Genomic DNA, 26,658 nt, shown 5'->3' on the forward strand with positions numbered 1-26,658 from the left:
CGTGGACGGCCCATCGGCTGCTGCCGTCGGCCGAGCACACCCGTGGGCGGGAGGGGGATCGGGCGTCCCCTCCCGCCGCCGCGTGACTCAGCCCTTGGCCGGCGAGGCCTTCCCGGACGGGCTCTCTGCGGTCTCCTTGCCGGAGGCCTCCTCGTCCGGGGACTCCTTGAAGTCGACCTTGCCCATGTGCTTGCTCATGGACTTCATCAGGGCCCACACCGCCAGGGCCATCGCCGCGAAGACGATGAAGCCGAGGACTCCGGGGGTGACCTTGTCCTCGTCGACCTCCTTGGCGAGGGTCGCGAGGTGCGTCATTGCCAGGCTTGCGCTTGCGCTCATATCAGGCATTGTCGCGGATGCCCGCAAAGAGGTCGTCCTCGGGGAGGGAGGTATCGACGAGGGACTTCGCGAGCTCGTACTCCTCCGTCGGCCAGACCTCCTTCTGGAGATCCAGCGGGACCTTGAACCAGCCGCCGTCGGGGTCGATCTGCGTGGCGTGCGCGATCAGGGCCTTGTCGCGGATCTCGTAGAACTCCGCGCACGGAATGTGCGTGGTCAGGGTGCGGTCGCGCATCGGCGACTCGTCCCAGCGCTTGAGCCAGTCCCCGTACGGCGACTCCATGCCGCGCTCGATCAGCGCGTGGTGCAGCGCCTCGGTGCGGGGGCGGTTGAAGCCCTGGTTGTAGTAGAGCTTGAGCGGCTGGTAGGCCGGGCCGTACTCGGACTCGGGGAACTTCTCGGTGTCCGCCGCGCCCTCGAACGCCACCATCGAGATCTTGTGGGTCATGATGTGGTCGGGGTGCGGATAGCCGCCGTTCTCGTCGTAGGTGGTGATCACCTGGGGACGGAAGGTGCGGATCTGCTTCACCAGCTCACCGGCCGCCTTGTCGACGTCCTCCAGGGCGAAGCAGCCCTCGGGCAGCGGCGGCAGCGGGTCGCCCTCGGGCAGGCCGGAGTCGACGAAGCCGAGCCATTCCTGGCGGACGCCGAGGATCTCGCGGGCCTCGTCCATCTCCTTCTTGCGTACCTCGTGGATGTGCTCCTCGATGTACTTGTCGCCCTGAAGCTTCGGGTTGAGGATGGAGCCGCGCTCCCCGCCCGTGCAGGTCACGACCAGCACGTCCACCCCCTCGGACACGTACTTCGCCATGGTGGCCGCGCCCTTGCTCGACTCGTCGTCGGGGTGGGCGTGCACGGCCATCAGTCGCAGCTGGTCAGTCAAGACTCAATCCTCAGTAAGTCGGCGCCCCGGTGTCTTCGGGTGCGAACGGCGGCTTCTATAGTGACCGAATCGGGGGGCGATTAATTCCACGGCCTCGGTTTACCAGGAGACGATCATGAGCACGGCGAGCACTCGGCTGCCCGAGGGGCGCTACGGCCGCTCCTCGGACGAGCGTGCCGACCACAAGCTCCGGATCGCCGGTGCCGTCCTCGGCGCCCTCCTGGTCGCGCTGATCGGCTACTTCGCCTACCACTACGTCGTGCAGAACAAGATCAGCGCCGAGGTGATCACGTTCGACCCGCAGAAGTCCGCGGTGCAGGTGCATCTGGAGGTCCGCAAGGACTCCGGCGCCTCCGGCTACTGCACGATCCGCTCTCAGGCGGCGGACGGCTCCGAGGTGGGCCGGGCCGACTTCCGCTTCGACGGGGACGCCACCCGCATCGACAAGGTCGTCACGCTCCGTACGACGGCCCCGGGCACCACGGCCGAGCTGCTGGGCTGTCACGCCGACTGACGTCACCCTCGTCATGTGACCGCTGACCTGCGCTGACGTATTTCTGATGGCTTATGTCCTCCCCCTTCGGCCACTGAATTGTTAGGCTCGTGGTTTCGCCCATCCGTGAAGGCACATTCTTCTGGGTAGGGCGATGCTTTGTATTCCCAGTACCTACGAGGAGCACCTGTGACCCAGACCAGCGAAGACGTCACCTGGCTGACCCAGGAGGCGTACACCAAGCTCAAGGAAGAGCTGGCGTACCTGTCTGGTCCCGCGCGCGAGGAAGTCACCGCGAAGATCGCGGCCGCGCGCGAGGAGGGGGACCTGCGGGAGAACGGCGGGTACCACGCGGCCAAGGAAGAGCAGGGCAAGCAGGAGCTCCGCATCCGCCAGCTGACCCAGCTCCTGGAGAAGGCCAAGGTCGGCGAGGCTCCGGCGTCCGCGGACGGTACGGTGGCGCCCGGCATGGTCGTGACGATCGCCTTCGACGGTGACGAGGACGACACCATGACCTTCCTGCTCGCCTCGCGCGAGTACGCGAGCGCGGACGTCGAGACGTACTCGCCGCAGTCCCCGCTGGGCTCCGGCGTGATCGGCCACAAGGTCGGTGAGGACGCAGAGTACGAACTGCCGAACGGCAAGAAGGCCTCCGTGACCATCCTCAAGGCCGAGCCCTACAACGGCTGACCCCGGCCGACCGTCTGTCCTTGGCGGGCCCCCGGCGCCCTCGCGGCGCCGGGGGCTCTGTCATGCGGTGGCCGAGCGGTACTTGCGGACCGCCAGGGTCCTGAATATGACGATGATCAGGACCGAGTAGATCAGCGAGGCCCAGACCGGGTGCTGCATGGGCCAGGCGTCAGAGGGGGACACACCGGGGTTGCCGAACAGCTTGCGGCAGGCCTGGACCGTGGCACTGAACGGGTTCCAGTCGGCGACGTGCTGCAGCCACGGGGTCATGCGGCTGGAGTCCACGAACGCGTTCGAGATGAACGTCACCGGGAAGAGCCAGATCAGCCCGCCCGAGGTGGCCGCTTCAGGGGTGCGCACGGACAGGCCGATGAGGGCGCCGACCCAGGTGAACGCGTACCCGAGCAGGAGCAGCAGACCGAAGGCGCCGAGGACCTCGCCGATGTTGGTGTGGGTGCGCCAGCCGACCAGCAGGGCGACCATGGCCAGCACGAACAGGGTCAGCGCCGTCTGCACCAGGTCGGCGAGCGTCCGTCCGGTGAGCACCGCGCCGCGGGCCATGGGCAAGGAGCGGAAGCGGTCGATGAGCCCCTTGTGCATGTCGTCGGCGATCCCCGCGCCGGCGCCCGCGGTGGCGAAGGTGACGGTCTGCGCGAAGATCCCGGCCATCAGGAACTCGCGGTAGACGGACGAGTCGGTGGTGCCGCCGATGTTCATGGAGCCGCCGAAGACGTAGCTGAACAGCACCACGAACATGATCGGCTGGATGAGGCCGAAGATGACCATCTCGGGGATCCTGGACATCCGGATCAGGTTGCGCTTGGCGATGACCAGCGAGTCCCGGACGGACTGGCTGAGGGGGTTGCCGGGAGCAGGGACCCGCGCGGTGTCGGTGACGGCGCTCACTTGGCGTCCTCCTTCTTGTCGTTGCTCTCGTCCTTCGCCTCGGCCATGTGTCCCGTCAGTGACAGGAAGACGTCGTCGAGGGTGGGGCGGCGCAGGCCGATGTCGTCTATCTCGATGCCGCGGGTGTCGAGCTCGCGGATGACCTCGGCGAGCAGCTTGGCGCCGCCGGTGACGGGCACGGTGAGCTTGCGCATGTGGTCCTCGACCGTGGTGTCGCCCTTGCCGAAGCCGCGCAGGATCTCCGAGGCGGCCTGGATGTGCTCGCGCTCGTGCACGACGACCTCGACGCGCTCGCCGCCGGTGCGGGCCTTGAGCTGGTCGGAGGTGCCCGTGGCGATGACATGGCCGTGGTCGACGACGGCGATCTCGTGGGCGAGGTGGTCGGCCTCCTCGAGGTACTGGGTGGTCAGCAGCAGGGTGGTGCCGGCGGAGACCAGCTGTTTGATGACCTCCCACAGCAGTTGGCGGTTGCGTGGGTCGAGGCCGGTCGTCGGTTCGTCCATGAACATCACGGGCGGTGAGACCACCAGGGCGGCCGCGAGGTCGAGGCGGCGGCGCATGCCGCCGGAGTAGGTCTTGGTGGGGCGGTCGGCCGCGTCGGCGAGGTCGAACTGCTCCAGCAGCTCGGTCGCGCGGATCTTCGCCTGCTTCGCCTTCATCTGGTAGAGCTGGCCGACCATCTGCAGGTTCTCGCGGCCGGTGAGGTATTCGTCGACAGCCGCGAACTGGCCGGAGAGGCCGATGGAGCGGCGCACGGCGTCGGGGTGCTTGAGGACGTCGACGCCCGCGACGACCGCCGAGCCGCTGTCCGGCTTCAGGAGGGTCGTCAGGCAGCGGACGGCCGTCGTCTTGCCCGCGCCGTTCGGTCCGAGGAGGCCCAGGACGGTGCCCTCGGGGACATCGAGGTCGACGCCGTCCAGAGCCCTTACGTCACCGAAGGTCTTGACCAGGCCTTCGGCATAGATGGCGCCTGGCATATGAGTCTCCACGTCGTCGGGGATTTTTGGGAAAGCCTAGGTTTGTGCGCCTTTTTCCACCCGTCCTTTTTCTTCTACGGGCGGTGTGAGCAGCGGCACGAGACACACCATAACGCGATGTATCGCGTCTCTCAATGGACTTCCTCGAAAGAGTGACTCCTGCGTTCTGGAGGGGGTCCTGACCTCAGTCGATGACCGTGTAGCCCGCCTCGCGGAGGGCACGGCCGACCTCGGCGCAGTGCTCCGGCCCCTTCGTCTCCAGGTGCAGCTCGACCTCCGCCTCCGCGAGCCCGAGCCGTGGATCGGTCCGGACGTGGCTCACGTCCAGGACATTAGCGTCGACCACTGACAACACCCCGAGAAGCGTCGCGAGGGCACCGGGCCGGTCCGTGAGCCGAAGCCGAACGGCCAGGTAGCGGCCCTGCGCGGCCATACCGTGCCGCAGCACCCGCTGCAGCAGTACCGGGTCGACGTTGCCGCCGGACAGCACGGCGACGACCGGCCCCTCGAAGGAGCCCGGGTCGCTCAGCAGCGCCGCGACCGGGCTCGCCCCGGCCGGCTCGACGACCAGCTTGGCCCGCTCCAGGCACAGCAGCAGCGCGGCGGACAGCTCGTCCTCCGTCACCGTGCGGACCTCGTCCACGAGTTCGTCCACGATCCCGAACGGCACGTCCCCCGGCCGCCCGACCTTCATGCCGTCGGCCATCGTCGCCGGGTTCTTGATCGACACCGGGTGCCCGGCCGCCAGCGAGGGTGGATACGCGGCCGCGCCCGCCGCCTGCACACCCACGATCCGCACGTCCGGCCGCAGGGCCTTCACGGCGATCGCGACACCGGCCGCGAGTCCGCCGCCGCCGATCCCGAGGACGACCGTGCGCACCTCGGGGCACTGCTCCAGGATCTCGAGGCCGACCGTGCCCTGGCCCGCGATGACGTCGGGGTGGTCGAAGGGATGGATGAACACCGCGCCCGTCTCGGCCGCGTACTCCTGTGCCGCGGCCAGCGTCTCGTCGACCACCTGGCCGTGCAGGCGCACCTCGGCGCCGTAGTGCCTGGTGGCGCTGATCTTCGGCAGCGGGGCGCCCTTCGGCATGAACACCGTGGAGCGCACGCCGAGCAGCGTGGACGCCAGCGCGACGCCCTGCGCGTGGTTTCCGGCGCTCGCGGCCACGACACCCGCGGCCCGCTCCTCGGGCAGCAGCCCGGCGATCCGGACGTAGGCGCCGCGGAGTTTGAACGACCCCGTCCGCTGGAGGTTCTCGCACTTGAAGTGCACCGGTGCGCCCACCAGCTGGGTCAGGTGGCGGCTGCCCTCCATCGCGGTGGTCCGCGCCACGCCCGACAGCATCTTCTGCGCGCCGCGCACGTCGTCGAGCGTCACCGGCGGCACGGGGTGGGCCTTGCGGTAGTTCATGACTCAAGTCTCGCAGTTCACACGTGCGTGCTCGCGCTGTGACCAACGTCCGAGACGGGTTTGCTCAGCGCCGGTACGGCCTGCCTCCCGGCCGCGTACCCTGTCCCCCAACCAGCAGCCCTTCATGAAGTGAGCCCCCGGCCATGCCCACAACACCTGAAATGTCGATGGACATGACGACCGTCGGTGACACCGGTCTCCTCGACACCCTGCAGCACGAGGTGGCGGTCTTCGCCCGTCGTGCCGAACAGACCCGGCTCGGCGGGGTGGGGCAGGTGCGCAACTCCATGGACCGCGCCGCGTACCTCCTGCTCAACCGGCTCGACAAGGAAGGCCCGATGGGCGTCAAGGCGCTCGCGGCGAGCATGGGGATCGACTCGTCCACGGTCACCCGGCAGGTGGCGCCGCTCGTCGACACCGGGCTGGTCAAGCGCACCTCGCACCCCGAGGACGGACGCGCGGTGGTGCTCCAGCTGTCCCCGCGCGGGCAGTCCCGGCTGGAGGAAGTGCGCTCCTCACGGCGTCAGTTGATGGCCGAGCTGACACACGACTGGGCGCCGGAGGAGCGCGAGGAGTTCTGCACGCTCCTCACGCGCTTCAACTCCGCCCTCTCCTCCCGGATGGCGGTCCAGGGGGTCCCGGGACCGGAGGCGCAGTCCTCTTAGGCACGCGCACACGCGTGTGCCGCCCCGCCTCTTGACCGGACGGCCGTGCCGGGCCTCATATGAGACCGGGTCCTTCGAGACCGGGTCTTCGTGACCGTACGAAGCCGTCGTACGGCCATCCGCAGGCGGGGAGGTGCGGTGCGGCAACGGCAGGTGGTCCAGGGCACGCGTCGGGCCCGGGAGTTCGAGGCGTTCGTCGCGGGCGCGGCCGGGCGGCTCCTGCACGCCGCGACGCTCCTGACGGCGGAGGCACCGGACGACAACCCGCGCGCGCGACGCCTGCTGACGCTGGCGCTCGCGCACACGTACGCGTGCTGGGACCGGCTGCGCGGTGAGGACCCCTACGACCGCGCCCGCCAGCATCTCGCCCTGCGGTTCGCACACGGAGCATGGCGCCGCCACGGCGTCCTGCTCCGCGGCCGCACGCACCCCGACAGCCCGCTGGCCCGGCTCGCCCCCCAGGAACGGCTGATCCTGGTACTGCGCCTCTACGAGGGCGTGGCCGAGGAACAGGCGGCGGCCCTGCTCGGCCTGCCGGCGGAGCGCGTCCGCACGATCTGCGACCGGGCGACGGCCACGCTGCTGCACCCACCGCGCGGGCCCGCACCGGCGGTGGTGAAGGCGAAGGTGGCGGCGTCATGACGGGGCGGGACGGGAGTGGCGGCCGTGTCATGAGACACCGGCGTCGCCTCGGGAGGTGCGCGTGAACCGGACCCAGCGTGAGGCCGCCGTGCGGCAGATCATGGAACGGGGAGCGCCGCAGGTGCCCGCGGATTTGTACGGGGACGTCGTACGGCGGGGATCGCGCATGCTCCGGCGCAGGACCGCGGCGCGCCGGATCATGTGGCTGCTGTTGTTCGCCGCGAGTGTGGCGTTCGTGGTGTGGGCGCTGACCGCGCGCCCGTGGGTGGAGCCGCCGTCCACGACGACTCCACCGATGAGGGGCTGGTGAGCCGGGCCCTGCCTACTTGGCGAGCGCCTGCTGCAGGTCCTCCAGCAGGTCGTCGACGTTCTCGATGCCCACGGACAGGCGCACGAGGTCGGCGGGGACCTCGAGCGCCGAGCCCGCCACGGACGCGTGCGTCATACGGCCGGGGTGCTCGATCAGCGACTCGACGCCCCCCAGGGACTCCCCCAGTGTGAAGATCCTGGCGCGGTTGCAGACCTCGACGGCCGCCTCCTCGCCGCCCTCGACCCGGAAGGAGACCATGCCGCCGAAGGACCGCATCTGCTTGGCCGCGACCTCGTGCCCGGGGTGTTCCGCCAGGCCCGGGTAGAGCACCTGCGTCACGCGCGCGTGCCGGGTCAGCATGTCGGCGACCTTCGTGGCGTTCTCGCTGTGCCGGTCCATGCGCACCGACAGCGTCTTGGCGCCGCGCAGCACCAGCCAGGAGTCGAAGGGCCCGGCGACGGCGCCCATCGCGTTCTGGTGGTACGCCAGTTCCTCGCCGAGTGCCTCGTCGGCGGTGACCAGGGCGCCGCCGACGACGTCGGAGTGGCCGCCCATGTACTTCGTCAGGGAGTGCACGACGACATCGGCGCCGAGCGACAACGGCTGCTGGAGGTAGGGTGTCGCGAAGGTGTTGTCGACGACGAGCTTGGCGCCCGCGTCCCGGGAGACCTGGGCGACGGCGGCGATGTCGGTGATGCCGAGCAGCGGGTTGGAGGGGGTCTCCACCCACACGGCCTTGGTCTTCGGGGTGATCGCGGCCCGTACGGCGGCCGGGTCGCTGGTGTCGGCGACCGACCACTCGACGCCCCATCGGGCGACGACCTTCGCGAAGAGGCGGAACGTGCCGCCGTACGCGTCGTTGGGGATGACCACGTGGTCGCCGGGGCTGAGCAGCGTACGCAGCAGGCAGTCCTCGGCCGCCAGTCCGGACGCGAACGCGAGGCCCCGGCGGCCGCCTTCGAGGGCGGCGAGGTTCTCCTCCAGGGCGGTGCGGGTGGGGTTGGCGCTGCGGCTGTACTCGTAACCGCCGCGCAGACCGCCCACGCCGTCCTGCTTGTAGGTCGAGACCTGGTAGATCGGCGGGACCACCGCGCCGGTGACGGGGTCCGCGGTGTTGCCCGCGTGGATCGCGAGGGTCTCGAAGTGCTGACTGATGTGCCTGTCGCTCATGGGCTCCGAGGGTAGTCCGCCCTGGGGGCCGATGACGGACGGCGGGCTCCGGACGGCCGTACGGCAGGGTTTTCCCCAGGCGTTCGGGCCGGCCGCGGGGAGTTTTCCCCAGGACATTCGGGCCGGTCCGGGAGTTTTCCACAGGGCGCCGACCGGGTTGGGCAATTGTCGGCGGCGTCTGGAACTCTTGAGGCATGGAGATTCTCTGGGTCCTGATGGCGGCGGTCATGCTGGGCTTCGTGCTGCTTCCGTTCCTGCGGCGCGGGCGAGGCGGGATCGAACAGGTCCCGGCGGGCCACCCGGACGCCGCGGACCCGGAGGACTACGGCTTCGTACGACAGGAGGAGCTGGACATCCGCATGCCCGGCCCCGACCAGGATCTGCTGGACGTCCTGGACCTGGTGCAGCGCACACAGGACTACAAGGCGGCCTCCCAGCTCCTCGCCGGCACCGAGCGGGAGGGCGAGCTGCGCTGGCAGCGCGTGCAGGCCTTCGCCGGAGCCGCCTCTCTGGAGCTGCAGCAGCGTCCGGGCGGGGTCAGCGAGGCACCGGGCGGGCAGTGGCTGCGGGTGTGGCGGGCCGAGCAGCCCAAGGACGCGGGCGGCGCGGCCGTGCACGCGGAGTTCCTGGTCCACCAGGCGTGGCGGACCTCGACGCCGGGCACCGACGAGTTCCGGATCATCATGGAGGAGGCGAAGGTGGCCTGCGGCGAGGCGGCGCTGCTGGCCCCCGGCGATCCGGTCCCGTACATCGTCGAGCTCTCCGTGGCGCGCGGACTGGCCTATTCGCAGGCGGAGTTCGAGCAGCTGTGGCTGAAGATCCTGGACCGCGCCCCGGCCCACATGGGGGCGCACTTGGCCGCGCTGCACTACTGGTGCGAGAAGTGGCACGGCTCGCGGGACCTGGCGTACAGCTTCGCGGAGGCGGCCGCCGCCCGGGCCCCGCGCGGCTCCCTCCTCGCCGCGATGCCACTGTTCGCGGTCTTCGAGCACCTGCCCGAGGTGAACCTGGTCAGCGGCTTCTACCGGAGCGAGGTCGTGACCAAGGCGATCCACGGCGCGCTGCACGCGGTCCACTCGGCCCGCGCCGACGATCCGATGCTGGCCCACGTCCGCCATCTGCTGGTCTTCTTCCTCGTGCGCGGCGAGCGCTGGGCGGAGGCGATGAGCCAGCTCGTCCACATCGACGGCCACGTCGGTGCCCTGCCCTGGACCCTGTCCGCCGATCCGGCCGCGGAGTTCGCGATATACCGGGCGCTGGCGGTGGCGGGGTACGAGGCGAACGGCGGGAGCCCGGCGACGCTGGCGCAGTGACCGCGGCGCCTTCGGACGGACGGGGGGCTCAGGCCGGCGTCGGGCTCGCGTCGATGCCGATTCACGTCGACGGCGGGCTGGTCGGAATGCGGCCCCGCACAGAACCGTTCTCGATGCCGACCCGCATGTCCGTGCGACGCGCACGAACGAAGGAGCCCACGCCATGCTGTTCGGCCATACGCCCGTCCTACCCATCCCGGAGCAGGCGCTGGAGGGCCGTCCCGAGCCGATATTCAGCGTCCCCGCCCGCCACACCGTCCTCCGCACCCCGCTGCTCGGCCCCTACCCCGAGGGCTACCAGATCGCCGACTTCGGCCTGGGCTGCTTCTGGGGCGCCGAGCGCACGTTCTGGCAGCTCCCGGTGGGAGTGTGGACGACCCTGGTCGGCTACCAGGGCGGTCACACGGAGAACCCCACGTACGAAGAGGTCTGCTCGGGTCTCACCGGCCACACGGAGGCGGTCCGCGTGGTCTTCGACCCCGCCCTCCTGTCGTACGAGCGCCTCCTGAAGACCTTCTGGGAGGCCCACGACCCGACGCAGGGCTTCCGCCAGGGCAACGACGTCGGCACCCAGTACCGCTCGGCGATCTACACCCACACTCCCGGGCAGGCAGCCATGGCCGAGGCCTCCCGAGCCGCCTACCAGCAGGCCCTCACGTCCTCGGGCCACGGCAGGATCTCCACGGAGATCCTCCCCGCGAAGGGCCGGCCCTTCTATCCGGCGGAGGGGTACCACCAGCAGTACCTTTCGAGCAGCAAAAACCCTGATGGATACTGCGGGTTAGGCGGGACCGGAGTGTCGTGCCCGATCGGCGTGGCCAAGGCGGATGGCTGAGGCCCTGCCACCCAATATGTCGGCATCGCTCAGATGCCTTGCGCGTCCCAGAGGGCGGTCACAGGTATCGGGCCGGTGCAACTGCGGCCGTGTGACCGTCGACCTGGCGATTTGAAACCCTACGGCAGTTGTCAGTGCCAGGCACCAGAATCGTGCCTGTGGATGTGAGATCTGACTTTGCGCTGAAACTGCAACTGAAGCATGTCGCCGGGCATGCCGTCGATTCCAAGGTCAAGGACGCACTTGCAGCGGTCGTCAAGCACATGACCAGCGGCAGAAGCTCCTACAGGGGAGGCCGGGCGCTCGTCACCCTGCTGAAGGACGTGCGCTCAACCGCAGCAGCGGTAGACGAATGGCAAGTCGTGCGACTGATACAAGACTCCTTGGACTACGCGGAAGGACGAATCCTCCGGCCAGACTTCGAAGAGCGATACCGGCTCTTTCAACTGTCGACAGAACCGCTGAGCTCGCATCAGGACTATCTGGCACGAACGCTCTCTGCGAGTCTGGCCTACTTCATGCAACTCGGCGACCAGTACCTCCAGCAACATCCGGGCGCAAGCCCGAGCGAGCTGCTCACCCATGTGGAAGCCATTGCCCTGGACGCACGTTACATGCAGCAGTCGCAGGAGCGGCCTGGCCGCTATCGGATCCTTCGCGGCAGCGCCGAGGTAGCCGCGTGGCTTGAGCAGGTCTTCCATGAGCGGGTGGACGTGGAAGATCCGGAAGGCACTGCCCGCCGCATCGTGATGTCCCCCGACTCTCTCGCAGTCTTGGCAGCGGACAGAGAGGGGCAACTTCTTCTGAGAGCCGCGGAGGTTCAACGCCGTCGGCGGGGCCTCAAAGTACTGCGCATGGCAGTAGAAGATCCCGAAGCGAACGAGAGAGATCTGCAGCGTGCGCTGGACGGTCAGTACTGGATCTTCGGCGGACAATTCGCAAGCCAAGCAATCAGGCGAAGATTGGTCCCCGGAGACGAAATCGACATCCCGCTGATACGTGGGGACGGCGCACTACACATCGTTGAGTTGAAGCGCTCTATGAGCCTCCACGGCTCCCTGGTCAAGAGACACAGAGGGTGTTGGGTGCCGACGGCGGAGGTGCACGACGCTATGAGTCAAGCGGTGAACTACTTGGTCGGCTTGGACGAACATCGAATCCGGATTCGAGACGAACTGGGCATCGAGACTCGCCGGGCAAGCGCCCTAGTTCTGATCGGACACCCATCGGTGCAGCCGGATGTGGCCGAGGAAGACATCAATGAAGCCTTGCGCACGCTCAACACGCACATGAGCCGAGTGGAGGCCGTCACCTACAAGGAATTGGTAGATAACGCAGAGCGTGCACTGAGCGGCTGGCGGTAGGACGCGTCGGCCTTGCAATGCCCACTAGAACTGAAGCACCAGCAGTACCTCGACAAGAACCCGGCGGGCTACTGCGGGATCGGTGGGACCGGGGTCTCTTGCCCGATCGGCGTGGTCAAGGATGATGGCTGAGCCACTGTCACCGGAGGTCACAGCGACCCTGCGGGTGCTACCGGCCGGCACGGATCCGGTCAGCCGCGCCCCGCTGGCCCAGGTACCCCACACACGCGTGTCGGGCCAATGTGGGTGCGGCTGCGCGACGGTCGATCTGGAGGTGGACCGTACAGCGGTTCCTCCTGCGCCGCCGTACGAAAATCCGGCTGTGGACGCCGGCTACACCACCCCGCACTCAGCCGGTGTCATGGTCTGCTCCGAGGACGGCTACCTGTCGCTCCTGGAGATCTACTCGGTCACCGACGAACCGATCACGGCGTGGCCAAGCCCTCACTTCGGATGGTTGATCGCTTGCCGATGTCCGTCTGCGGTGATCACCGAGACGGTGAGCATCTTCCGCGACTACGCGCCCCATTTCCGGGAGTGATCGCGAGCCGCGAGCCCCCGGCGACTCACCCGTCAGACCGAGCACCACGTTCCGCAGCGATCGTGCTTTCGTAGCCCGTGGGCACGCCGGGCTCCCGAAACGACTGACGTCATGCCATGAGGGTATTGACCGGTGCACTTCTCAGTAGTTCGGGGTCACCCGCGCTATACCTGTGAGGGCCCGTCGTCGGTCTCTTCCGGCGACGGCCCGACGGACACGGCGAGATACCGGAACTCTCCTCCCGCTCCATCCAATTCGGAGTAGGGCTTCCAATCGAGCGGATATGCGCCTCGCAAAGTGCAGGTGTTCGGCTTGTGGGCGCCCTCCGCCCACAGGAGCGTGCCGACAAGCTCACGTCCCTGGTGGATCCGGAAGTCTCGATCCCGAGTCTGTCCGCGGCCGATACCGGGCGGAGTCCATAGGGATGGGTCATTGGTCAGCATGATGGCAAGACCGTTCTGGTCGGACCGGCGGCAGAAGCGCTCCAGCCTGGCTATGTCCCGCACGAAGTGCAGACGAGCGAGATCTGCGGCGGCATGCCCTTTCAGGGCGTAGTCCTCGGTGGGCGCACCCACCGTGCCCCTCCATCTCCGGGTGAAGTACTTGAACTCGATCGCGGTGCGAGTCGACGGGCCGATGCACAGGAGGTCCAGGTGTTCGGCGCTGCCCCCTGCCTGCTGCGGTACCTCCAGCCTGGAGTGCACGTCCGGCGACAGTTCCCAAAGGGCCCGCGCGAAGCTGTGTTGGAGATCGGCTTCGGAGTGGAAGACTGGTCTGTGCCTGCCCAAATGCGCGATGACGTCGCCGAGTGAGGTGCGTCCGGCGACAGTCCTGCTGCCGTCCATCCATGCCATGACCACAACGACATTTAAGTGGTTCCGCGGCTGAACCATCAAGCAGCGGCGTCACCGCCGGCACCCGCCAGGGTCCTGCGGCCGGGGTTCTCGCCGCAGCGAACGGCGGTCGAAAATCTGTGGCCGACTGAACCGACCGACCACACGCTGTACGCCATGGAAGAACCGCAACATCGGATCCGTGCGGCCTACTCGGAATCCACGATCACCGTCTACCAGGCATACTCTCCGGACATCGGGCTGCCCGCCGTCCGCGACGGCCGTTTTCCCGCTGTGTGGAAGCGGGACAGAATGACGTGGATCAAGCCGTCGTTCCTGTGGATGATGTACCGCTGCGGCTGGGGCGCGAAAGCCGGGCAGGAGACTGTCCTCGCTGTTGAGATCACCCGCGACGGCTTCGAGTGGGCGCTGCGCAACGCGTGTCTGTCGAGCTACGTCCGCGGAGTGCACGCCGACCGAGCCACCTGGCAGCATCAGCTGAAGCGGGCGCCCGCTCGCGTGCAGTGGGACCCGGAGCGGGACCTGCGCCTCCAGCCCCTGCGGTATCGGTCGTTGCAACTGGGTCTCTCCGGTGAAGCTGTACGACTCTTCGCGGACGAGTGGACGGTCGCCATCCGCGACGTGACCCCGCTCGCCCACGAGATCCGTGCCCTCGTCAGCGGAGACGACTTGCCCGCCGCCACGCGACTGCTGCCCCAGGAACGCCCTTATCCCGCTGGAGACGAGTTGCTTGCCCACCTCCTGGGGTGACCACCCGGCTCAGCCGACTGGGGAGCGTCGCGCCCGACGGGCATCAGGCCCGCACCGGCGCCCACGGCGACGTAACGGCCCTCTGAGCTACCGTGCTGCGCCACCCCAGTTCAGCTGACTCGTACAGGAACACGCCTACTTACGCAGCCATCAGGCCATTGCAAGGGCGGTCTGGCATGACCGCGGCGGCCGAGCGACAAGTCCCCTCCATGGCAACTTCGGGGGCAAGAGCAAAAGGGCTTGGTGGGCTTGGCCAGTGGTGGGGAGTCCTGGCCGGGCTCCTGTTGATAGCTGCATGGATCAACTCCGCCGCAGGACCGGTGGTAGTAGTCGTCCTCTCGGTCGCCACGGCAGCATGGTGCTTCTTCCAAGCCCCTGTGACGTGTGGTGCTCCGGTGCGCGGACGGGACGACGGTTGTCGGAACAACGCGTCCGGCCTTCTTCTGGGCTGCCACATTCGACAACACCGCTGGCAGAAGCTGAAGATGCTCTTCCTCCGCCGTCAGCTTCGAGAGTTCTTCTCGGGCCTCTTCTCGGACGGGAAGGCCACCATTGTCACGCTGTCGGGCCTGGCCAGCGTCGTGTCCGCCCTCGTCGCCCTCATCCCGGGCGTAGTCGTCCGCTGAACAGTGCAGTCAGCGGGTCCGGTGTCGAGTACAGCGCCCCTGACCTCGGCCGGCGAGCCACGCAGGTCGCCATCGCCGGACCAGCCGACCCTCGAACCGTTCCCGGCAGAGCACTACTTCTACCTGGCCGCTTATTCGTCACCGATCGCCGGGATTCCCTTGCACAGTGCGACGGGACGCCTGGAGTGGAGCAACGGCGAAGTGATGTGCGCATACGAGCCGTTGACCGCCCGCGCCGTGCTTGGACCTGAAACACACTGGCCCCATGTCTTCGCCGTGATGAAGGCGCGGGCAAACCGCTTCGGTGATGACGGCGCCTGCCTGGTCGTGGCGTTCGACTGACCGTTCAGAGCGTCGAATCTCACTGGCCTGGCGCCGCTGCCGCGTCCGGCGCTCGGCTGTGCTCCGCCTCGTGACGGGCTGCGGCTCCGAGCGTGCGCCCGCTCGGGGCTCCTGACCCGCGACCAGAAATCCCGCCTGATCAATCTCACCTCCTCCGAGCGTCGCCCTGACGCTCGATGCGCTGCCTTCCGGTGATCATCCGCGTCGTGCGCGGCGCGGTCCGCCGTCCGAGCCTTCGGTGGCGGCGCTGTCGGCATAGACCACGAGTGTCTGTTCCGGTGTTTCGGCCAGGTGGAACGCGGTGTACGCGTACTCGGTCGGGCCGTGCAGTGGGTGGTGCAGGCGTTTGCGGCCGCTGTGGCGGGGCTGGATGTCGTACTGGGGCCACCAGGCCCTTACTTCGGGGCTGCCTTCGTGCAGTTCGCGGACCAGGCGGGCGTAGCGGGGGTCGTCGGGGTGGCGGCTGGACAGGGTGCGGAGGCGGGCAAGGAGGCCGCGGGCCTCGGGTTCCCAGTCGATGACGACGGACCGGGCGACCGGCTCCAGGAAGACCCAGCGAACGAAGTTGGGCGGGCGTCTGGTGTCGTCGACGAGGCCCGGGAAGAGCTCTTCGGCCGCCTGGTTGTGGCTCAGGACGTCGTAGTTGCCGGCGATGACGTACGCCGGGTTCGGCTGGAGCAGGTGAGGGACCGCGGCCGCTTCCCTGGTGAGCGCCTCGGGTTCCTCGGGCCCGGGTGTCGCCGGGCCGTGCCCGGCGAGGTGGAACAGGTGATCACGCTCGTGCGCATCGAGCCGCAGGGCGGCCGCGAGTGCGTTCAGCACCTGTTCGGAAGGGCGGATGTCCCGCCCCTGCTCCAGGTACGTGTACCAAGTGGCACTCATCCCGGCCAGCAGGGCCAGTTCCTCCCGGCGCAGGCCCGGCGTCCGGCGGCGGCCGGTGCGGGGCAGGCCGACCTCGTCGGGCGTGAGGCGTTCCCTGCGGCTGCGCAGGAAGCCGCCCAGTTGGTGGCGACGGTCGGGCTGCTCGGGCATGACGTGTGGCACCTCTGATTCCAGGATAAGCAGGCTCTGGATACCAGGTTAATCCTCCTCAAGACTGAGGTGAGAGCTCAGACCTCACACCCCGAGAGGACCGCACCATGACCGAGACCCAAGGAATCCACGGCAAAGTCGTGGCCATCACCGGAGCGAGCGGCGGCATCGGCGAGGCGACCGCCCTCCTGCTCGCCGAACGGGGGGCGCGGCTCGTTCTCGGCGCCCGTCGGACCGAACGGCTGACGGACCTGGTGGCCCGGATCGAGAAGGCGGGCGGTACGGCCGTACAGATCCGCACCGACGTGACCCGACAGGACGACCTGCACGCCCTCGTCGCGCTGGCCCGTGAGTCCTTCGGCCGGCTCGACGTCCTCGTCGGCAACGCCGGGGTCGGCACCATCTCGCCCCTCGACGATCTGCGCGTCGAGGAGTGGGACCACATGGTCGACGTCAATGTGAAGGGTGTGCTGCACGGGATCGGTGCCGCGCTGCCCGTCTTCCGCGCGCAGGGCAGCGGTCACTTCATCACCGTCGCGTCCACGGCCGCTTTCCGTGTCGTCCCGACCATGGCTGTCTACGCCGGTACGAAGTTCGCGGTCCGGGCCATCTGCGAGGGGCTGCGCCAGGAGGCCGGCGAGTCCGTGCGGGTGACCACCGTCTCGCCCGGCCCCATCGCGACCGAGTTCGCCGAGGCGTCCTCCAACAGCCGGGTCAGGGCGGAGATCACGAAGATGCGGGACGAGATCGCGATCCCTCCCGACGCGATCGCCCGGGCCATCGCGTTCGCGGTCGAGCAGCCCGGGACGGTCGACGTGAGCGAGATCGTCGTACGGCCCACCGCACAGGCCTGATCACGACCCGTCGGAGGGCATCATGGCGGGATGACGGAACTCTCCCCCTACCAGCGGGACTTGCGGGACAGGCTGTCGTCGGTCCCGGTGCTTCCCGCGCCTACTCCCTGGCAGCCGGTGTTCGAGCCGTGCGCGGCCGTCGGAGGGCTGCTCGGTATCGGGTTCGCCACGCACCCCGACAGCGGCAACGACCTGCTGATGGTCGTCTCGACCGCCGGTCACGGTCTCTTCGACGCCGTCACCGGCGAGAGGATCGCCCGCGACCCGGACCCCGATCCCGAGACCGGCACGCCGGATGCGGCAGCGGATCTGACCTGCCCGGGCCTCGGACCGGTCGCCGGCAGCAGGGTGCACATCGCCGGGCTGTGCGGCGGTGGGCTCCACTCCACCACCGCCGACGGCTGGCACGTGGAGGTCGTCTCGCCGGACTGGCCCAACGACCGTGTCCTGCTCTCCCGCGGCAGCGGCATGCCCCACCCTGGTCCGCACGGCGAGCGGTGGTGGCACGTCTTCCACTCGCACTACTCCGAACTCCGGGCCGTCGGCTTCTCCCCCTCCGGCCGTACCCTCGCCGTGGCGACGAGCAGCGACGTGACCCTGTGGAGACGCCCGCCGCGTCCGTAATCCGCGTTCGGTGCCCGTTTGACCTTGACACCGTGACAAGGCCTTCACTGCTTGCCGAGGAGGTGGTCTCGGTGACCATGACGGAACAGGACGCTCGGGTGATGCGGGCGCTCCAAGGGCTGCAGGACGGTCGTTCGTCCGTGCGGCTGCGGGCGGCCCTCGCGGTCGGTACGGCGCCGGATCCGCGGTTCGTCGACACGCTCGTCGAGCGGTGCGCGGTCGAGCCCGAGTTCTTCGTCCGGGACATGCTCACCTGGGCCCTCACCCGGCACCCGGTGTCCGTGACGCTCCCCGCGCTGCTCCGCGAAGTCGGCTCGGAGCGTGCGCAGGCGCGGAGCCAGGCGTTGCACACGCTGTCCAAGATCGGGGACCGGCGGGCGTGGCCGGCGATCACCAGGGCGCTCCTGTCCGACGGCGACGACGAGGTGGCGCGCAGTGCCTGGCGGACCGCGGTGGTGCTGGTGCCGGAGGGCGAGGAGTCCGGGTTGGCCACGGTACTGGCGACGCAGCTGGGCCGTGGCGAGCGGGAGACGCAGCTGAGTCTCAGCAGGGCGCTGGTCGCGCTGGGTGAGGTCGTGCTGCCGGTTCTGGGCGCCGCGACGACGGCCCCTGACCGCCATGTGCGCACACACGCACTCGCCACGGAACGGCTGCTGCGCGACCCCGATGCCGGGTTCGAGTTCGCGATCGAGGAGGCGAAGCGCGTAGTCGCCCTCGGCGGGGACGGCCAGGAGGGACGATAGGGCGTGTTGATCGGTGAGGTGGCGCGACGGTCCGGGGTCAGTGCCCGCATGCTCAGGCACTACGAGTCGCTCGGCCTGCTGCGCCCTTCGGGTCGTACGGGTTCCGGTTATCGGGAGTACTCCGGCGACGACATCCGGCGGATCTTCCACATCGAGAGCCTGAGGTCGCTGGGACTGTCGCTGCGTGAGATCGGGCGCGCGCTCGACGATCCCGGATTCACCCCTTCGGCGCTCGTCGACGACCTCATCCGTCAGACGCGCGAACGCATCGCGGCCGAGACCGAGCTGCTGACGCGGCTGCGCCGGATCGATGCCGCGGAACCCGCCGACTGGGCGGACGTACTCCAGGTCGTCGTGATGCTTCGGGCGCTGGGGTCCAAGAGCGCCGCCGCCCGCCAGCGTGCCGCGCTGTCCTCGGGCGACGAGATCCGCGTGCCGGTGGAGGCCCTCGTCGAGGCGGTCCTCAGGGAGACGGATGCGAACGTCGCCGGAGCACTTCGGTGGGCGCTGGCGCGATCGGGCGACGGCAGCGCGGCACTGCTGGCGGAGGGCCTGGGCTCACCGTCGGCCGCGGTACGGGAACGTGCCGTCCGTTCCCTCGCCGAGATACCGGGTGAGGAGTCCACCGCCGGGCTGCGGGAGGCTCTCGGGGACCCCGATGCCGTGGTCCGCGGCCAGGCGGCGCTGGCGCTCGGGACGCGTGGCGTGGCCGATGCCGTCCCGGCGCTCATCGACATGATCGTGGCGGGGCCGAACGACACCGACGCGGCCGACGCGCTGAGCATGCTGGCGAGCGACACCGCGACCGCGGATCGGATCGCCACCGGGCTCGTCGACCGCCTCGCCCACGACACCGCCGGGGCGCCCGCCCGCGCCCGGCTGACCCAGGCGCTGGCGGACATCCCCGGAGCCACGGCCGAACGCGCGCTCGTGGAGTTGTCGTACGACGGGGACCGGGCCGTCGCGCTGACCGCGACGTATCTTCTCCGGCTCCGCGAGGCACGCTGAGGGGTCTCACGGCAGCGGAGCAGGCCTGCGGGGCGTCTCGCGGTCAGCCCTCCGCGCGGGCGGGCAGCCGCCATCCCGGTCGCGGGAAGTGGCAGGTGTAGCCGTCCGGGTAACGCTGGAGGTAGTCCTGGTGCTCGGGCTCGGCCTCCCAGAAGGGGCCCACCGGCTCCACCTCGGTGACGACCTTGCCCGGCCACAGACCGGAGGCGTCGACGTCAGCGATCGTGTCCTCGGCGATCCGCTTCTGCTCGTCGTCGACGTAGTAGATCGCCGAGCGGTAGCTGAGGCCGATGTCGTTGCCCTGGCGGTTCTTGGTGCTCGGGTCGTGGATCTGGAAGAAGAACTCCAGGAGCGTGCGGAAGTCGGTCTTCTCGGGGTCGAAGAGGATCTCGATGGCCTCCGCGTGCGTGCCGTGGTTGCGGTACGTCGCGTTCGGCACGTCACCGCCGGTGTATCCCACCCTGGTCGCCGTGACGCCCGGAAGCCGGCGGATCAGTTCCTCCATGCCCCAGAAACATCCGCCCGCCAACACGGCCCTCTGTGTCTGCGTGGCCATTACGGCCCTCCCATTCTGTCGGCTCGGTCAGTCGGGCGACTCTGCTCGCACGTCACCGGCATTCTGTGCCCACCCTCCTCAACGCACGAGGGTCCCGGACGATTCCGGACCACCCGACCGACCTCGCCCTCGGCGACGGCGACGGCGACGGGCGGCACCTGGAGGTACTCTCCGGGTGCCTTCCTCGGCGGGCTCCCGCGGCGCGGCCGTCGGGGGCGGCGCCCTGAGACACCTCGTCGAGCGCCATGTGTCAAGCATTTCGACCTCGTTGAAAAAGAACCGCGGCCGCGACCGGCCCGCCCTACGATCGCCCGCATGCTGATTCAGCGGATATTACGGATGATCGTCGTGCTCGCTGTGGCCCTCGCCGGAGCGGTCGGGGGCGCTGTGGGGACGGCACAGGCCGAGGGGAGCCGGTCCTCGTCCGACCGGCAGTTGCTGTTCTACAACCACTCCTACGGGGTGCTCGACCGGGAGACCGCCGACGCCATCGAACACTCCGACTACCTGAGGGACTTCGCCAACTTCCAGGTCCGCACCACGACCGGCAGCGGCGGACAGACCTGGACCGGCCGCTACCTGATGGGCCGGGAGACCTACCTGGAACTGTTCGGAGTCGGTGACCTCGCCGGCCCGGACGGCGCCCTCGGCGCCGGCGGCCTCGGCCTGTCGACCGAACGGGACGGAGATCTGGCGACGGTCACCGAGCGGCTGAAGAGCGAGGGGGGCGCCGACCCCGTCTCGTTCCTCCAGACCCGGGACTTCGGTGACGGTGTGCCCGTGCCGTGGTTCGACGCCATCCTTCCCACCACCGAGTACGACGCCTTCCAGGCCTGGGCGATGGAGTACCGGCCGGAGTACTTCGCCGACCCTCGCGGCAACACCGAGCCCGCGAGCTTCCCTGGTGACGTCGGCCGGGAGCGCTACCTGTCCGACGACTACCGCACGCACCTGATGCGTGACGTGACCTACGTCCACTTCGCGGTCACCGAGAACGACCTCGCCGACAACGTGCCGCTGTTGCGGGCCGGCGGGTTCGCCGTCAAGAACGTGCCCGGCGGTGGCGTCGTCGCGACGGGGGGCGGCACCACGATCCGGTTCGACGCCGTCCCGCGCGAACAGGCGGGGTTGCAGCGGGTCGAGATGTCGCTCAACCGGCCCGTGAAGGACCGGCATGTGGAGCAGATCGGCCACTCGACCCTCACTGTCGGCCCCGGCAGCCGTGCCGTGTGGACGTTCGCCGGCAACGGCACTCGGTAGACAGCGGAGGACAGCGGGTGCGCCCCCGACGCGGGGCGCACCCGAGACCTCTCGAGCGGTTCCGGAGCGCTGGGTGCGCCTCCGGACCAAAGGCCGCGGCGCGGGTGTGGCGGGCGTGGACCACCGCCGACCAGACCAGTACGCACAGTGGGCCTGCGCCGCTCCCGGCTCCGTCGGGATGGACGTACGGCCGGGCAGTGCGTGGAAGGCCACGATGGTCACGCCCGACGGCGGACGCTTCCCGCTGACCGGCTCCTGTCCCGAGGTCGACGAGAACCGCGTTCTGGTGGTCGGCATGGAGCTACCCGGCAAACCCGCACCCGCGGTCATGTCCATGGGACTCGCAGAGCAGGACTACCTGAACCCCGTTCAGAAAGCCGACACGGCCCGTCGGCACGCCCGTGCCCCTCGGGGAACGTCAGCCCCCGCTGCCGTACGGCCTCGTCAGGATCTCCAGACGGTGGCCGTTCGGATCGTCGAAGTACACGCCCCGGCCGCCGTCGTTGCGGTTGATCTCGCCCGGGCGGTGGTGGAAGGGGTCGGCCCAGTAGGTCAGCCCCGCTTCCCGGATCCGGGCGAAGATCGTGTCGAAGTCGTCCTCGGTGACGAGGAACGCGTAGTGCTGGGGGGTGATCTCGTCGCTCGTGTCCATGTAGTCGAGGGTCACGCCGTTGGGGATCCCGACCGGGATGAAGGGGCCGTACTGCGGGCTCACGCTCAGGCCCAGGATGTCGGCCAGGAAGCGGGCCGAGGCGTGCTTGTCGTGTGCGGCGACGATGGTGTGGTTCAGCTGAACGGTCATCGCTACCTCCTCGTTCAGACCTTACTCCGGGCCAGGTTAAGGTAAGCCTTGCCTTAGCGAACCTCGCGAACCTCAACTCCCCCGTACTTCCCCGGAGCAGCCGTGCGTGCAGCAGCAGTGAAGGCCGTCGTGGCCGCGACCGTCGTCGGGGGGCTGCTCGCCGGCTGCTCGTCGTCCTCCTCGGGGACGAACGGGACCGCCGAGAAGGCCGCCGGTGACCGCAACCCCGTGCTGGGCGGGTCCGAAGGCCCCTCCGCCGCACCGAGTACCCTCGCCGACGGCATGGGTTCCGACCAGGACACCGACGGGACCTTCCCGCGCACGGTCACGCACTTCGAGGGCAGGACCACCGTCGAGGCCCGGCCGAAGAGGATCGCCGTACTCAGCACCGGGCAGCTCGACGACCTGCTGTCCCTGGGGGTCGTCCCCACGGCCACCACCCGCGCCGACAACGCCGGGCTCGTGCCCGGCTATCTCGCGGACGCCTTTCCCACGGACAAGAAGCGGCTCGCCGGCATGACCGACGCGGGCACCCGGCAGGCCCCCAACCTGGAGACCCTCGCCGCCGCCGAGCCCGACCTCATCCTCGCCAACGACTCCCTCGGCGACCTCTACCCCAAGCTGTCGAAGATCGCGCCCACCGTGATCACCGCCGGCAACGGCATCAACTGGAAGCGTGACCTGCTGCTCGTCGGCGACGCGGTGGGCAAGGGCGAGGCGGCGCGGAAGCTGCTGGAGGACATCGTCGCCGACGCCCGGGCGAAGGGGCAGCGGATCGAGGGCGACCCGGCCGTCTCCATGATCCGCTTCACTCCCGACCGCACCCGGATGTTCGGCGTGTCCTCGTTCACCGGGTCCATCGCCGTCGACATGGGGCTCTCCCGGCCCAGGTCCCAGCAGTTCAACGCCATCTCGGAGGACATCGGCGCGGAGAGCATCGACACCGCCGACGGGGACTGGATCTTCTACTCCGTGCAGGGGGACGCGTCGAAGACGGACGCCGGGAGCGGCGTGGCCGGGCCGCTGTGGAAGTCGATGAAGGCGGTGACGGCCGGGCAGGCCGTGAAGGTCGACGACGACCCCTGGTACCTCAACGCCGGGCCATCGGCCGCGCGGCTCGTCATCTCCCAACTCGCCGACGCCATCGGCAAGTAGTCGCGTGATACGTCGTCTCGCCTGGCCCGCGGCCGTCCTCGCGGTGGCCTGCGCCGGGGTGCTCAGCCTCGCGGTCGGGACCCGGGCGGTGCCGCTGTCCGCCGTCGTGGACGCCCTGCTGCACGGCGGCGGGTCGCCGGACGCGCTCGTCGTACGGTCGCTGCGGGTGCCGCGGACCGAGATCGGGCTGACGGCGGGAGCGGCGCTGGGAGTCGCGGGGGCCGCGCTGCAGGCCGTGACGCGCAATCCGCTCGCCGATCCCGGGATCCTCGGGCTGAGTCAGGGGGCCGCGGCGGGGGTCGTGATCGCCATCGGGCTCGGGCTCGCGAACGGGTTCTCCGGGTATGTCTGGTACGCCTTCGCCGGTGCCGTCCTCGCGGCCTGCCTCGTCTACGGGATCGCGGCCCGGGGACGGGGCGGGGCGTCGCCGGTGAAGCTGGCGCTCGCGGGGACGGCGTTGTCGGCGATGACCGCCGGGGGCACGACCGTTGTCCTGACGTCGAGTTCGGCGACCCTCGACCAGTTCCGGTTCTGGCAGGTGGGGGCGTTGAGCGGACGGGACGCGGGGACGGTCGTACGGATACTGCCGTTTCTCGTCGTCGGGGCCGTGCTGGTGCTGGGGTGCGCGCGGGGGCTGGACGCGTTGGCGCTGGGCGACGAGACGGCTCGGGCGCTCGGGCATCGGGTCTCGTGGGTGCGGGGCGCCGCCGCGCTGGGGGCGGCGCTGCTGACCGCGGCGGCGGTGGCCGCGGCGGGACCGATCGCGTTCGTGGGACTCGCGGTGCCGCATCTGGCCAGGCGGCTCGTGTCGGGCGGGCACCGGGCGGTGCTGCCGCTGTCGGCGTTGCTCGGGGCCGCATTGCTGGTGGGGGCGGATGTGGTGGGACGGGTCGTGCGGGCTCCCGCGGAGGTGCCTGCCGGCGTGATGACCGCGCTGGTGGGGGTGCCTGTGCTGGTGGTTCTCGTACGGCGTCGGGGGGCCGTCTCATGAGAGGTGCCCGGGGTGCTGCCGCGCCCAGGGAGGTGCCTGGCCGGGTGGCTTCGCGGCTGCGGGAGCGGCGTGGCTGGTCGCGCAGTTCCCCGCGCCCCTACGGCGGCTTCGCCGCGGGGCGCGACCAGTCTCCACCGGCCCGTAGCCGAACCATCGTGCTGCGCCCCCATCCCCGGTTGTCGCTCCTCATCCACCGTCGGTCCGTCCTCGTCGCCCTGGTACTGCTCGTCCTCCTCGTCGTCGTCATGGCCGCCTCCACCTCACTCGGCCAGACGTACATCTCCCCCGCCGAGGTCTGGCGCACTGTCCGCACCGGGTCCGGCCCCCACGACCTGGTCGTCAACGAACTCCGCGTCCCCCGGATCGTGCTCGGCGCTCTCGTCGGGGCGGCCTTCGGGCTGTCCGGGGCGCTCGTGCAGACCGTCACCCGGAATCCGCTGGCCAGCCCCGACGTGATCGGCGTGGGGCACGGGGCGGCCGCCGCGACCGTGCTCGCCCTTGCCACCGGGGTCGTCTCCTCACCCGGGGCCATGCCCCTCGTCTCGGTGGGGGGCGGACTTGGCGCCGCCGCCCTCGTGTACGTGCTCGCCTGGCGGCGCGGTATGCAGACCGGCCGGTTCGTGCTCGTCGGGGTGGGGATCGGGGTCGCCCTGTCCGCCGTCGTGCAGCTGTATCTCACCGACTCCGAACTCGAGGCCGCCGAGCAGGTCAAGCTGTGGCTGACCGGGAGCCTCAACGGGCGGGGCTGGGCACAGGCGGGGCCCCTCGGCGTCGTACTCCTGGTGTGTCTGCCCGCGCTGGCATGGGCGAGCAGGGCCGCACGGCCGCTCGGGCTCGACGCGGACACCGCCGCCGCGCTGGGCGTGCGGGTGGACCGGGTGCGGCTCGGGCTGACCGTGCTCGGGGTGGTGCTCGCCGCCACCGCGACCGGTGCCGCGGGGCCGATCGGGTTCGTCGCACTGACCTCACCGCAACTGGCCCGGCGGCTGACCCGGACGCCCCAGCTGCCCCTGCTGTGCTCGGCGCTGACGGGTGCCGTCGTCCTGGTGGCCGCCGATCTCACCGCGAGGACACTGCTGCTCCCACTGGAGATCCCGGTCGGGGCGCTGACCTCACTGGTCGGCGGACCGTACCTGCTGTGGCTGCTGGGGCGCCGGACGGCCGTACGCTGAAGGGCCCTCCGGGAGCGAGCCGTACACCAAGGCCCACCCACCGGAGCCAGCCGTACGCCCAAGGCCCTCCGTACGCCCAAGGCCCCCCGGAGCCAGCCGCACGCCCAAAGCCCACCCCCCGGAGCCAGCCGCACGCCCAAAGCCCACCCCCCGGAGCCAACCGCACGCCCAAAGCCCACCCGCCGGAGCCGGCCATACGCCAAAGGGCCCCGGCATCAGACCGAGGCCCCTCGTTCACGCCATGCGGGTCAGATCGTCGCCGTGTCGATCACGAACCGGTAGCGCACATCGCTGTTGACGACCCGCTCGTACGCCTCGTTGATCTCCGACGCGGCGATCAGCTCGATCTCGGAGCCGATGCCGTGCTCGGCGCAGAAGTCCAGCATCTCCTGGGTCTCGGGGATGCCGCCGATCGCCGAGCCGGCGAGGGTCTTGCTGCCGCCGATGAGGGAGAAGAGGTTCAGGGCGATCGGCTCCTCGGGGGCGCCCACGTTCACCAAGGCGCCGCCTGCCTTGAGCAGGCTCAGGTAGGCGCCGAAGTCCAGCGGGGCCGAGACCGTGGAGAGGATGAGGTCGAAGGTGCCGGCCAGCTCCTTGAAGGTGTTCTCGTCGCTGGTCGCGTAGTAGTGGTCCGCGCCCAGCTTCAGACCGTCGTCCTTCTTGCGCAGGGACTGCGACAGGACGGTGACCTCGGCGCCGAGCGCGTGCGCGAGCTTGACGCCCATGTGGCCGAGACCGCCCAGGCCGACCACGGCGACCTTCTTGCCGGGGGCGGCGCCCCACCGCTTGAGCGGGGAGTACGTGGTGATGCCGGCGCACAGCAGAGGCGCGGCCTCGTCGAGGGACAGGCCCTCGGGGATACGGACGACGAAGTTCTCGTCGACGACGACCTTCTCGGAGTAGCCGCCGTAGGTGGGCTCGCCGTCCTTGCCGATGGCGTTGTACGTGCCGACCGAGCCGCCGGTGCAGTGCTGCTCGAGGCCTGCCTTGCAGTTGTCGCACTCACGGCAGGAGTCGACCAGGCAGCCGACGCCGACCCGGTCGCCGACCTGGTACTTGGTGACACCGGGTCCGACCTCGGAGACGACGCCGGCGATCTCGTGGCCCGGGACCATCGGGAAGATGGCCTCGCCCCAGCCCTCGCGGGCCTGGTGGATGTCCGAGTGGCAGATGCCGGCGAACTTGATGTCGATCAGGACGTCGTGCTCGCGGACCGCCCGGCGCTCGATGGTGGTGCGCTCCAGCGGAGCCTTCGCGGCGGGGGCGGCGTATGCGGCAACAGTGGTCATGAGGGTGGTTCTCCTCGGGAGGGGGTGTGCCCGGCTGCCTTCTGTCTTGTCCATCCGT

General features: G+C 69.7%; 31 protein-coding genes and 2 pseudogenes. 22 read left to right on the forward strand and 11 right to left on the reverse strand.

The window, feature by feature from the left end; translation table 11 throughout:
* Positions 1-87: 87 nt before the first annotated feature.
* Both ACIBJB_RS27105 and mca read right to left on the reverse strand, forming a co-directional pair.
* Positions 88-348, reverse strand: a complete 261-nt coding sequence (locus ACIBJB_RS27105; protein ID WP_398933930.1) for a hypothetical protein — start codon at positions 346-348, stop codon at positions 88-90.
* Positions 341-1,201, reverse strand: coding sequence for a mycothiol conjugate amidase Mca (gene mca / locus ACIBJB_RS27110; RefSeq protein WP_398934034.1), 861 nt, complete (start codon positions 1,199-1,201; stop codon positions 341-343). Before mca ends, ACIBJB_RS27105 begins: the two co-directional genes overlap by 8 nt.
* Before the next feature lie 136 nt (positions 1,202-1,337).
* On the opposite strand from mca, the gene ACIBJB_RS27115 reads away from it, so the two are divergent.
* Together ACIBJB_RS27115 and greA are read left to right on the forward strand one after the other, a co-directional pair.
* The gene (locus tag ACIBJB_RS27115; protein WP_398933932.1) at positions 1,338-1,736 is read left to right on the forward strand and encodes a DUF4307 domain-containing protein; all 399 of its coding nucleotides are present in this window, start codon (positions 1,338-1,340) and stop codon (positions 1,734-1,736) included.
* 168 nt (positions 1,737-1,904) lie between these two features.
* On the forward strand, positions 1,905-2,405 hold the full coding sequence (gene greA, locus ACIBJB_RS27120; protein WP_057607641.1) for a transcription elongation factor GreA: 501 nt from the start codon (positions 1,905-1,907) through the stop codon (positions 2,403-2,405).
* Between the two features lie 60 nt (positions 2,406-2,465).
* On the opposite strand, the gene ACIBJB_RS27125 is transcribed toward greA, so the two are convergent.
* The 3 genes from ACIBJB_RS27125 to ilvA all read right to left on the reverse strand — a co-directional run bounded on the left by ACIBJB_RS27125 (position 2,466) and on the right by ilvA (position 5,702).
* A complete protein-coding gene (locus tag ACIBJB_RS27125; protein ID WP_398933935.1) occupies positions 2,466-3,311 on the reverse strand; it encodes an ABC transporter permease in 846 nt (281 codons plus the stop codon).
* A complete protein-coding gene (locus tag ACIBJB_RS27130; RefSeq protein WP_398933937.1) occupies positions 3,308-4,288 on the reverse strand; it encodes an ATP-binding cassette domain-containing protein in 981 nt (326 codons plus the stop codon). The genes ACIBJB_RS27125 and ACIBJB_RS27130 overlap by 4 nt, the downstream gene beginning before the upstream one ends.
* Before the next feature lie 184 nt (positions 4,289-4,472).
* Positions 4,473-5,702, reverse strand: coding sequence for a threonine ammonia-lyase (ilvA, locus tag ACIBJB_RS27135; RefSeq protein ID WP_398933939.1), 1,230 nt, complete (start codon positions 5,700-5,702; stop codon positions 4,473-4,475).
* Positions 5,703-5,863: 161 nt separating this feature from the next.
* Between ilvA and ACIBJB_RS27140 the strand changes: the two genes are divergently transcribed.
* From ACIBJB_RS27140 to ACIBJB_RS27150, 3 genes are all read left to right on the forward strand, one after another.
* Positions 5,864-6,367, forward strand: coding sequence for a MarR family winged helix-turn-helix transcriptional regulator (locus ACIBJB_RS27140; protein ID WP_398934036.1), 504 nt, complete (start codon positions 5,864-5,866; stop codon positions 6,365-6,367).
* A 138-nt stretch (positions 6,368-6,505) separates the two neighbouring features.
* Complete coding sequence (locus tag ACIBJB_RS27145) at positions 6,506-7,009, forward strand: sigma factor-like helix-turn-helix DNA-binding protein (RefSeq protein ID WP_398934038.1); 504 nt, start codon at positions 6,506-6,508, stop codon at positions 7,007-7,009.
* Between the two features lie 61 nt (positions 7,010-7,070).
* Positions 7,071-7,319, forward strand: coding sequence for a hypothetical protein (locus ACIBJB_RS27150; protein WP_266560218.1), 249 nt, complete (start codon positions 7,071-7,073; stop codon positions 7,317-7,319).
* Positions 7,320-7,331: 12 nt separating this feature from the next.
* Here ACIBJB_RS27150 and ACIBJB_RS27155 read toward each other — a convergent pair whose 3' ends face one another.
* The gene (locus ACIBJB_RS27155) at positions 7,332-8,489 is read right to left on the reverse strand and encodes a cystathionine gamma-synthase (protein ID WP_398933942.1); all 1,158 of its coding nucleotides are present in this window, start codon (positions 8,487-8,489) and stop codon (positions 7,332-7,334) included.
* Positions 8,490-8,683: 194 nt separating this feature from the next.
* Between ACIBJB_RS27155 and ACIBJB_RS27160 the strand changes: the two genes are divergently transcribed.
* The 5 genes and pseudogenes from ACIBJB_RS27160 (at position 8,684) to ACIBJB_RS27180 (ending at position 12,542) form a co-directional block, all read left to right on the forward strand.
* Entirely contained in the window at positions 8,684-9,802 is a 1,119-nt protein-coding gene (locus tag ACIBJB_RS27160; RefSeq protein ID WP_398933944.1) for a hypothetical protein, read from the forward strand.
* 163 nt (positions 9,803-9,965) lie between these two features.
* A complete protein-coding gene (gene msrA, locus ACIBJB_RS27165) occupies positions 9,966-10,637 on the forward strand; it encodes a peptide-methionine (S)-S-oxide reductase MsrA (RefSeq protein ID WP_398933946.1) in 672 nt (223 codons plus the stop codon).
* 158 nt (positions 10,638-10,795) lie between these two features.
* Positions 10,796-12,001: a Shedu anti-phage system protein SduA domain-containing protein gene (locus tag ACIBJB_RS27170; protein WP_398933948.1), complete on the forward strand. Its 1,206-nt coding sequence runs from the start codon at positions 10,796-10,798 to the stop codon at positions 11,999-12,001.
* 21 nt (positions 12,002-12,022) lie between these two features.
* A pseudogene (locus ACIBJB_RS27175) lies at positions 12,023-12,133 on the forward strand (peptide-methionine (S)-S-oxide reductase); the annotation flags it as partial.
* Positions 12,134-12,323: 190 nt separating this feature from the next.
* Positions 12,324-12,542, forward strand: coding sequence for a hypothetical protein (locus ACIBJB_RS27180; protein ID WP_398933950.1), 219 nt, complete (start codon positions 12,324-12,326; stop codon positions 12,540-12,542).
* A 164-nt stretch (positions 12,543-12,706) separates the two neighbouring features.
* Here ACIBJB_RS27180 and ACIBJB_RS27185 read toward each other — a convergent pair whose 3' ends face one another.
* Positions 12,707-13,396, reverse strand: coding sequence for a hypothetical protein (locus tag ACIBJB_RS27185; RefSeq protein ID WP_398933952.1), 690 nt, complete (start codon positions 13,394-13,396; stop codon positions 12,707-12,709).
* 156 nt (positions 13,397-13,552) lie between these two features.
* Here ACIBJB_RS27185 and ACIBJB_RS27190 point away from each other — a divergent pair, with 156 nt between their 5' ends.
* From ACIBJB_RS27190 to ACIBJB_RS27200, 3 genes are all read left to right on the forward strand, one after another.
* Positions 13,553-14,146 carry a DUF4291 domain-containing protein gene (locus tag ACIBJB_RS27190; protein WP_398933954.1) on the forward strand — a complete coding sequence of 198 codons (594 nt, stop codon included), beginning with the start codon at positions 13,553-13,555 and terminating at the stop codon, positions 14,144-14,146.
* 395 nt (positions 14,147-14,541) lie between these two features.
* Positions 14,542-14,772 (forward strand): hypothetical protein, encoded by a 231-nt coding sequence (locus ACIBJB_RS27195; RefSeq protein ID WP_398933956.1) that lies wholly within the window; start codon positions 14,542-14,544, stop codon positions 14,770-14,772.
* A 21-nt stretch (positions 14,773-14,793) separates the two neighbouring features.
* Complete coding sequence (locus ACIBJB_RS27200; RefSeq protein WP_398933958.1) at positions 14,794-15,114, forward strand: hypothetical protein; 321 nt, start codon at positions 14,794-14,796, stop codon at positions 15,112-15,114.
* A 195-nt stretch (positions 15,115-15,309) separates the two neighbouring features.
* On the opposite strand, the gene ACIBJB_RS27205 is transcribed toward ACIBJB_RS27200, so the two are convergent.
* The gene (locus ACIBJB_RS27205) at positions 15,310-16,146 is read right to left on the reverse strand and encodes a helix-turn-helix transcriptional regulator (RefSeq protein ID WP_398933960.1); all 837 of its coding nucleotides are present in this window, start codon (positions 16,144-16,146) and stop codon (positions 15,310-15,312) included.
* Positions 16,147-16,253: 107 nt separating this feature from the next.
* Here ACIBJB_RS27205 and ACIBJB_RS27210 point away from each other — a divergent pair, with 107 nt between their 5' ends.
* The 4 genes from ACIBJB_RS27210 to ACIBJB_RS27225 all read left to right on the forward strand — a co-directional run bounded on the left by ACIBJB_RS27210 (position 16,254) and on the right by ACIBJB_RS27225 (position 19,375).
* Positions 16,254-17,000, forward strand: coding sequence for an SDR family oxidoreductase (locus tag ACIBJB_RS27210; RefSeq protein WP_398933962.1), 747 nt, complete (start codon positions 16,254-16,256; stop codon positions 16,998-17,000).
* 30 nt (positions 17,001-17,030) lie between these two features.
* Complete coding sequence (locus tag ACIBJB_RS27215; RefSeq protein WP_398933964.1) at positions 17,031-17,624, forward strand: hypothetical protein; 594 nt, start codon at positions 17,031-17,033, stop codon at positions 17,622-17,624.
* Between the two features lie 77 nt (positions 17,625-17,701).
* Positions 17,702-18,367: a HEAT repeat domain-containing protein gene (locus ACIBJB_RS27220; RefSeq protein WP_398934040.1), complete on the forward strand. Its 666-nt coding sequence runs from the start codon at positions 17,702-17,704 to the stop codon at positions 18,365-18,367.
* A 3-nt stretch (positions 18,368-18,370) separates the two neighbouring features.
* On the forward strand, positions 18,371-19,375 hold the full coding sequence (locus ACIBJB_RS27225) for a MerR family transcriptional regulator (RefSeq protein ID WP_398933966.1): 1,005 nt from the start codon (positions 18,371-18,373) through the stop codon (positions 19,373-19,375).
* A 43-nt stretch (positions 19,376-19,418) separates the two neighbouring features.
* Here ACIBJB_RS27225 and msrA (ACIBJB_RS27230) read toward each other — a convergent pair whose 3' ends face one another.
* Positions 19,419-19,931, reverse strand: coding sequence for a peptide-methionine (S)-S-oxide reductase MsrA (gene msrA, locus ACIBJB_RS27230; protein ID WP_057607654.1), 513 nt, complete (start codon positions 19,929-19,931; stop codon positions 19,419-19,421).
* Positions 19,932-20,270: 339 nt separating this feature from the next.
* On the opposite strand from msrA (ACIBJB_RS27230), the gene ACIBJB_RS27235 reads away from it, so the two are divergent.
* Both ACIBJB_RS27235 and ACIBJB_RS27240 read left to right on the forward strand, forming a co-directional pair.
* Positions 20,271-21,191, forward strand: a complete 921-nt coding sequence (locus ACIBJB_RS27235; protein ID WP_398934042.1) for a DUF5829 family protein — start codon at positions 20,271-20,273, stop codon at positions 21,189-21,191.
* A gap of 178 nt (positions 21,192-21,369) precedes the next feature.
* Positions 21,370-21,471: pseudogene (locus ACIBJB_RS27240) on the forward strand (SRPBCC domain-containing protein); the annotation flags it as partial.
* Positions 21,472-21,609: 138 nt separating this feature from the next.
* On the opposite strand, the gene ACIBJB_RS27245 reads toward ACIBJB_RS27240, so the two are convergent.
* On the reverse strand, positions 21,610-21,993 hold the full coding sequence (locus tag ACIBJB_RS27245) for a VOC family protein (protein ID WP_398933968.1): 384 nt from the start codon (positions 21,991-21,993) through the stop codon (positions 21,610-21,612).
* 102 nt (positions 21,994-22,095) lie between these two features.
* On the opposite strand from ACIBJB_RS27245, the gene ACIBJB_RS27250 reads away from it, so the two are divergent.
* Genes ACIBJB_RS27250 through ACIBJB_RS27260 form a run of 3 tightly spaced genes read left to right on the forward strand, consistent with a single transcriptional unit; the run spans position 22,096 to position 25,311 of the window.
* Positions 22,096-23,148 carry an ABC transporter substrate-binding protein gene (locus ACIBJB_RS27250; RefSeq protein ID WP_398933970.1) on the forward strand — a complete coding sequence of 351 codons (1,053 nt, stop codon included), beginning with the start codon at positions 22,096-22,098 and terminating at the stop codon, positions 23,146-23,148.
* Between the two features lie 4 nt (positions 23,149-23,152).
* A complete protein-coding gene (locus ACIBJB_RS27255) occupies positions 23,153-24,139 on the forward strand; it encodes a FecCD family ABC transporter permease (protein ID WP_398933972.1) in 987 nt (328 codons plus the stop codon).
* A 44-nt stretch (positions 24,140-24,183) separates the two neighbouring features.
* Positions 24,184-25,311 (forward strand): FecCD family ABC transporter permease, encoded by a 1,128-nt coding sequence (locus tag ACIBJB_RS27260; RefSeq protein ID WP_398933974.1) that lies wholly within the window; start codon positions 24,184-24,186, stop codon positions 25,309-25,311.
* Between the two features lie 248 nt (positions 25,312-25,559).
* Here ACIBJB_RS27260 and ACIBJB_RS27265 read toward each other — a convergent pair whose 3' ends face one another.
* On the reverse strand, positions 25,560-26,600 hold the full coding sequence (locus ACIBJB_RS27265; protein WP_398933976.1) for an NAD(P)-dependent alcohol dehydrogenase: 1,041 nt from the start codon (positions 26,598-26,600) through the stop codon (positions 25,560-25,562).
* Between the last annotated feature and the right edge of the window lie 58 nt (positions 26,601-26,658).

Source organism: Streptomyces sp. NPDC050759 (genome assembly GCF_044456945.1).
GTDB lineage: Bacteria > Actinomycetota > Actinomycetes > Streptomycetales > Streptomycetaceae > Streptomyces.

Bases quoted from the DNA above. Each gene is read 5' to 3' on its own strand.
- ACIBJB_RS27105 (WP_398933930.1), bottom strand. From the start codon at position 348: ATGCCTGATATGAGCGCAAGCGCAAGCCTGGCAATGACGCACCTCGCG.
- mca (WP_398934034.1), bottom strand. From the start codon at position 1,201: ATGGCCGTGCACGCCCACCCCGACGACGAGTCGAGCAAGGGCGCGGCC.
- ACIBJB_RS27115 (WP_398933932.1), top strand. From the start codon at position 1,338: ATGAGCACGGCGAGCACTCGGCTGCCCGAGGGGCGCTACGGCCGCTCC.
- ACIBJB_RS27130 (WP_398933937.1), bottom strand. From the start codon at position 4,288: ATGCCAGGCGCCATCTATGCCGAAGGCCTGGTCAAGACCTTCGGTGAC.
- ilvA (WP_398933939.1), bottom strand. From the start codon at position 5,702: ATGAACTACCGCAAGGCCCACCCCGTGCCGCCGGTGACGCTCGACGAC.
- ACIBJB_RS27140 (WP_398934036.1), top strand. From the start codon at position 5,864: ATGTCGATGGACATGACGACCGTCGGTGACACCGGTCTCCTCGACACC.
- ACIBJB_RS27155 (WP_398933942.1), bottom strand. From the start codon at position 8,489: ATGAGCGACAGGCACATCAGTCAGCACTTCGAGACCCTCGCGATCCAC.
- ACIBJB_RS27160 (WP_398933944.1), top strand. From the start codon at position 8,684: ATGGAGATTCTCTGGGTCCTGATGGCGGCGGTCATGCTGGGCTTCGTG.
- msrA (WP_398933946.1), top strand. From the start codon at position 9,966: ATGCTGTTCGGCCATACGCCCGTCCTACCCATCCCGGAGCAGGCGCTG.
- ACIBJB_RS27185 (WP_398933952.1), bottom strand. From the start codon at position 13,396: ATGGCATGGATGGACGGCAGCAGGACTGTCGCCGGACGCACCTCACTC.
- ACIBJB_RS27190 (WP_398933954.1), top strand. From the start codon at position 13,553: ATGGAAGAACCGCAACATCGGATCCGTGCGGCCTACTCGGAATCCACG.
- ACIBJB_RS27205 (WP_398933960.1), bottom strand. From the start codon at position 16,146: ATGCCCGAGCAGCCCGACCGTCGCCACCAACTGGGCGGCTTCCTGCGC.
- ACIBJB_RS27210 (WP_398933962.1), top strand. From the start codon at position 16,254: ATGACCGAGACCCAAGGAATCCACGGCAAAGTCGTGGCCATCACCGGA.
- ACIBJB_RS27215 (WP_398933964.1), top strand. From the start codon at position 17,031: ATGACGGAACTCTCCCCCTACCAGCGGGACTTGCGGGACAGGCTGTCG.
- ACIBJB_RS27220 (WP_398934040.1), top strand. From the start codon at position 17,702: ATGACGGAACAGGACGCTCGGGTGATGCGGGCGCTCCAAGGGCTGCAG.
- msrA (WP_057607654.1), bottom strand. From the start codon at position 19,931: ATGGCCACGCAGACACAGAGGGCCGTGTTGGCGGGCGGATGTTTCTGG.
- ACIBJB_RS27235 (WP_398934042.1), top strand. From the start codon at position 20,271: ATGATCGTCGTGCTCGCTGTGGCCCTCGCCGGAGCGGTCGGGGGCGCT.
- ACIBJB_RS27245 (WP_398933968.1), bottom strand. From the start codon at position 21,993: ATGACCGTTCAGCTGAACCACACCATCGTCGCCGCACACGACAAGCAC.
- ACIBJB_RS27265 (WP_398933976.1), bottom strand. From the start codon at position 26,600: ATGACCACTGTTGCCGCATACGCCGCCCCCGCCGCGAAGGCTCCGCTG.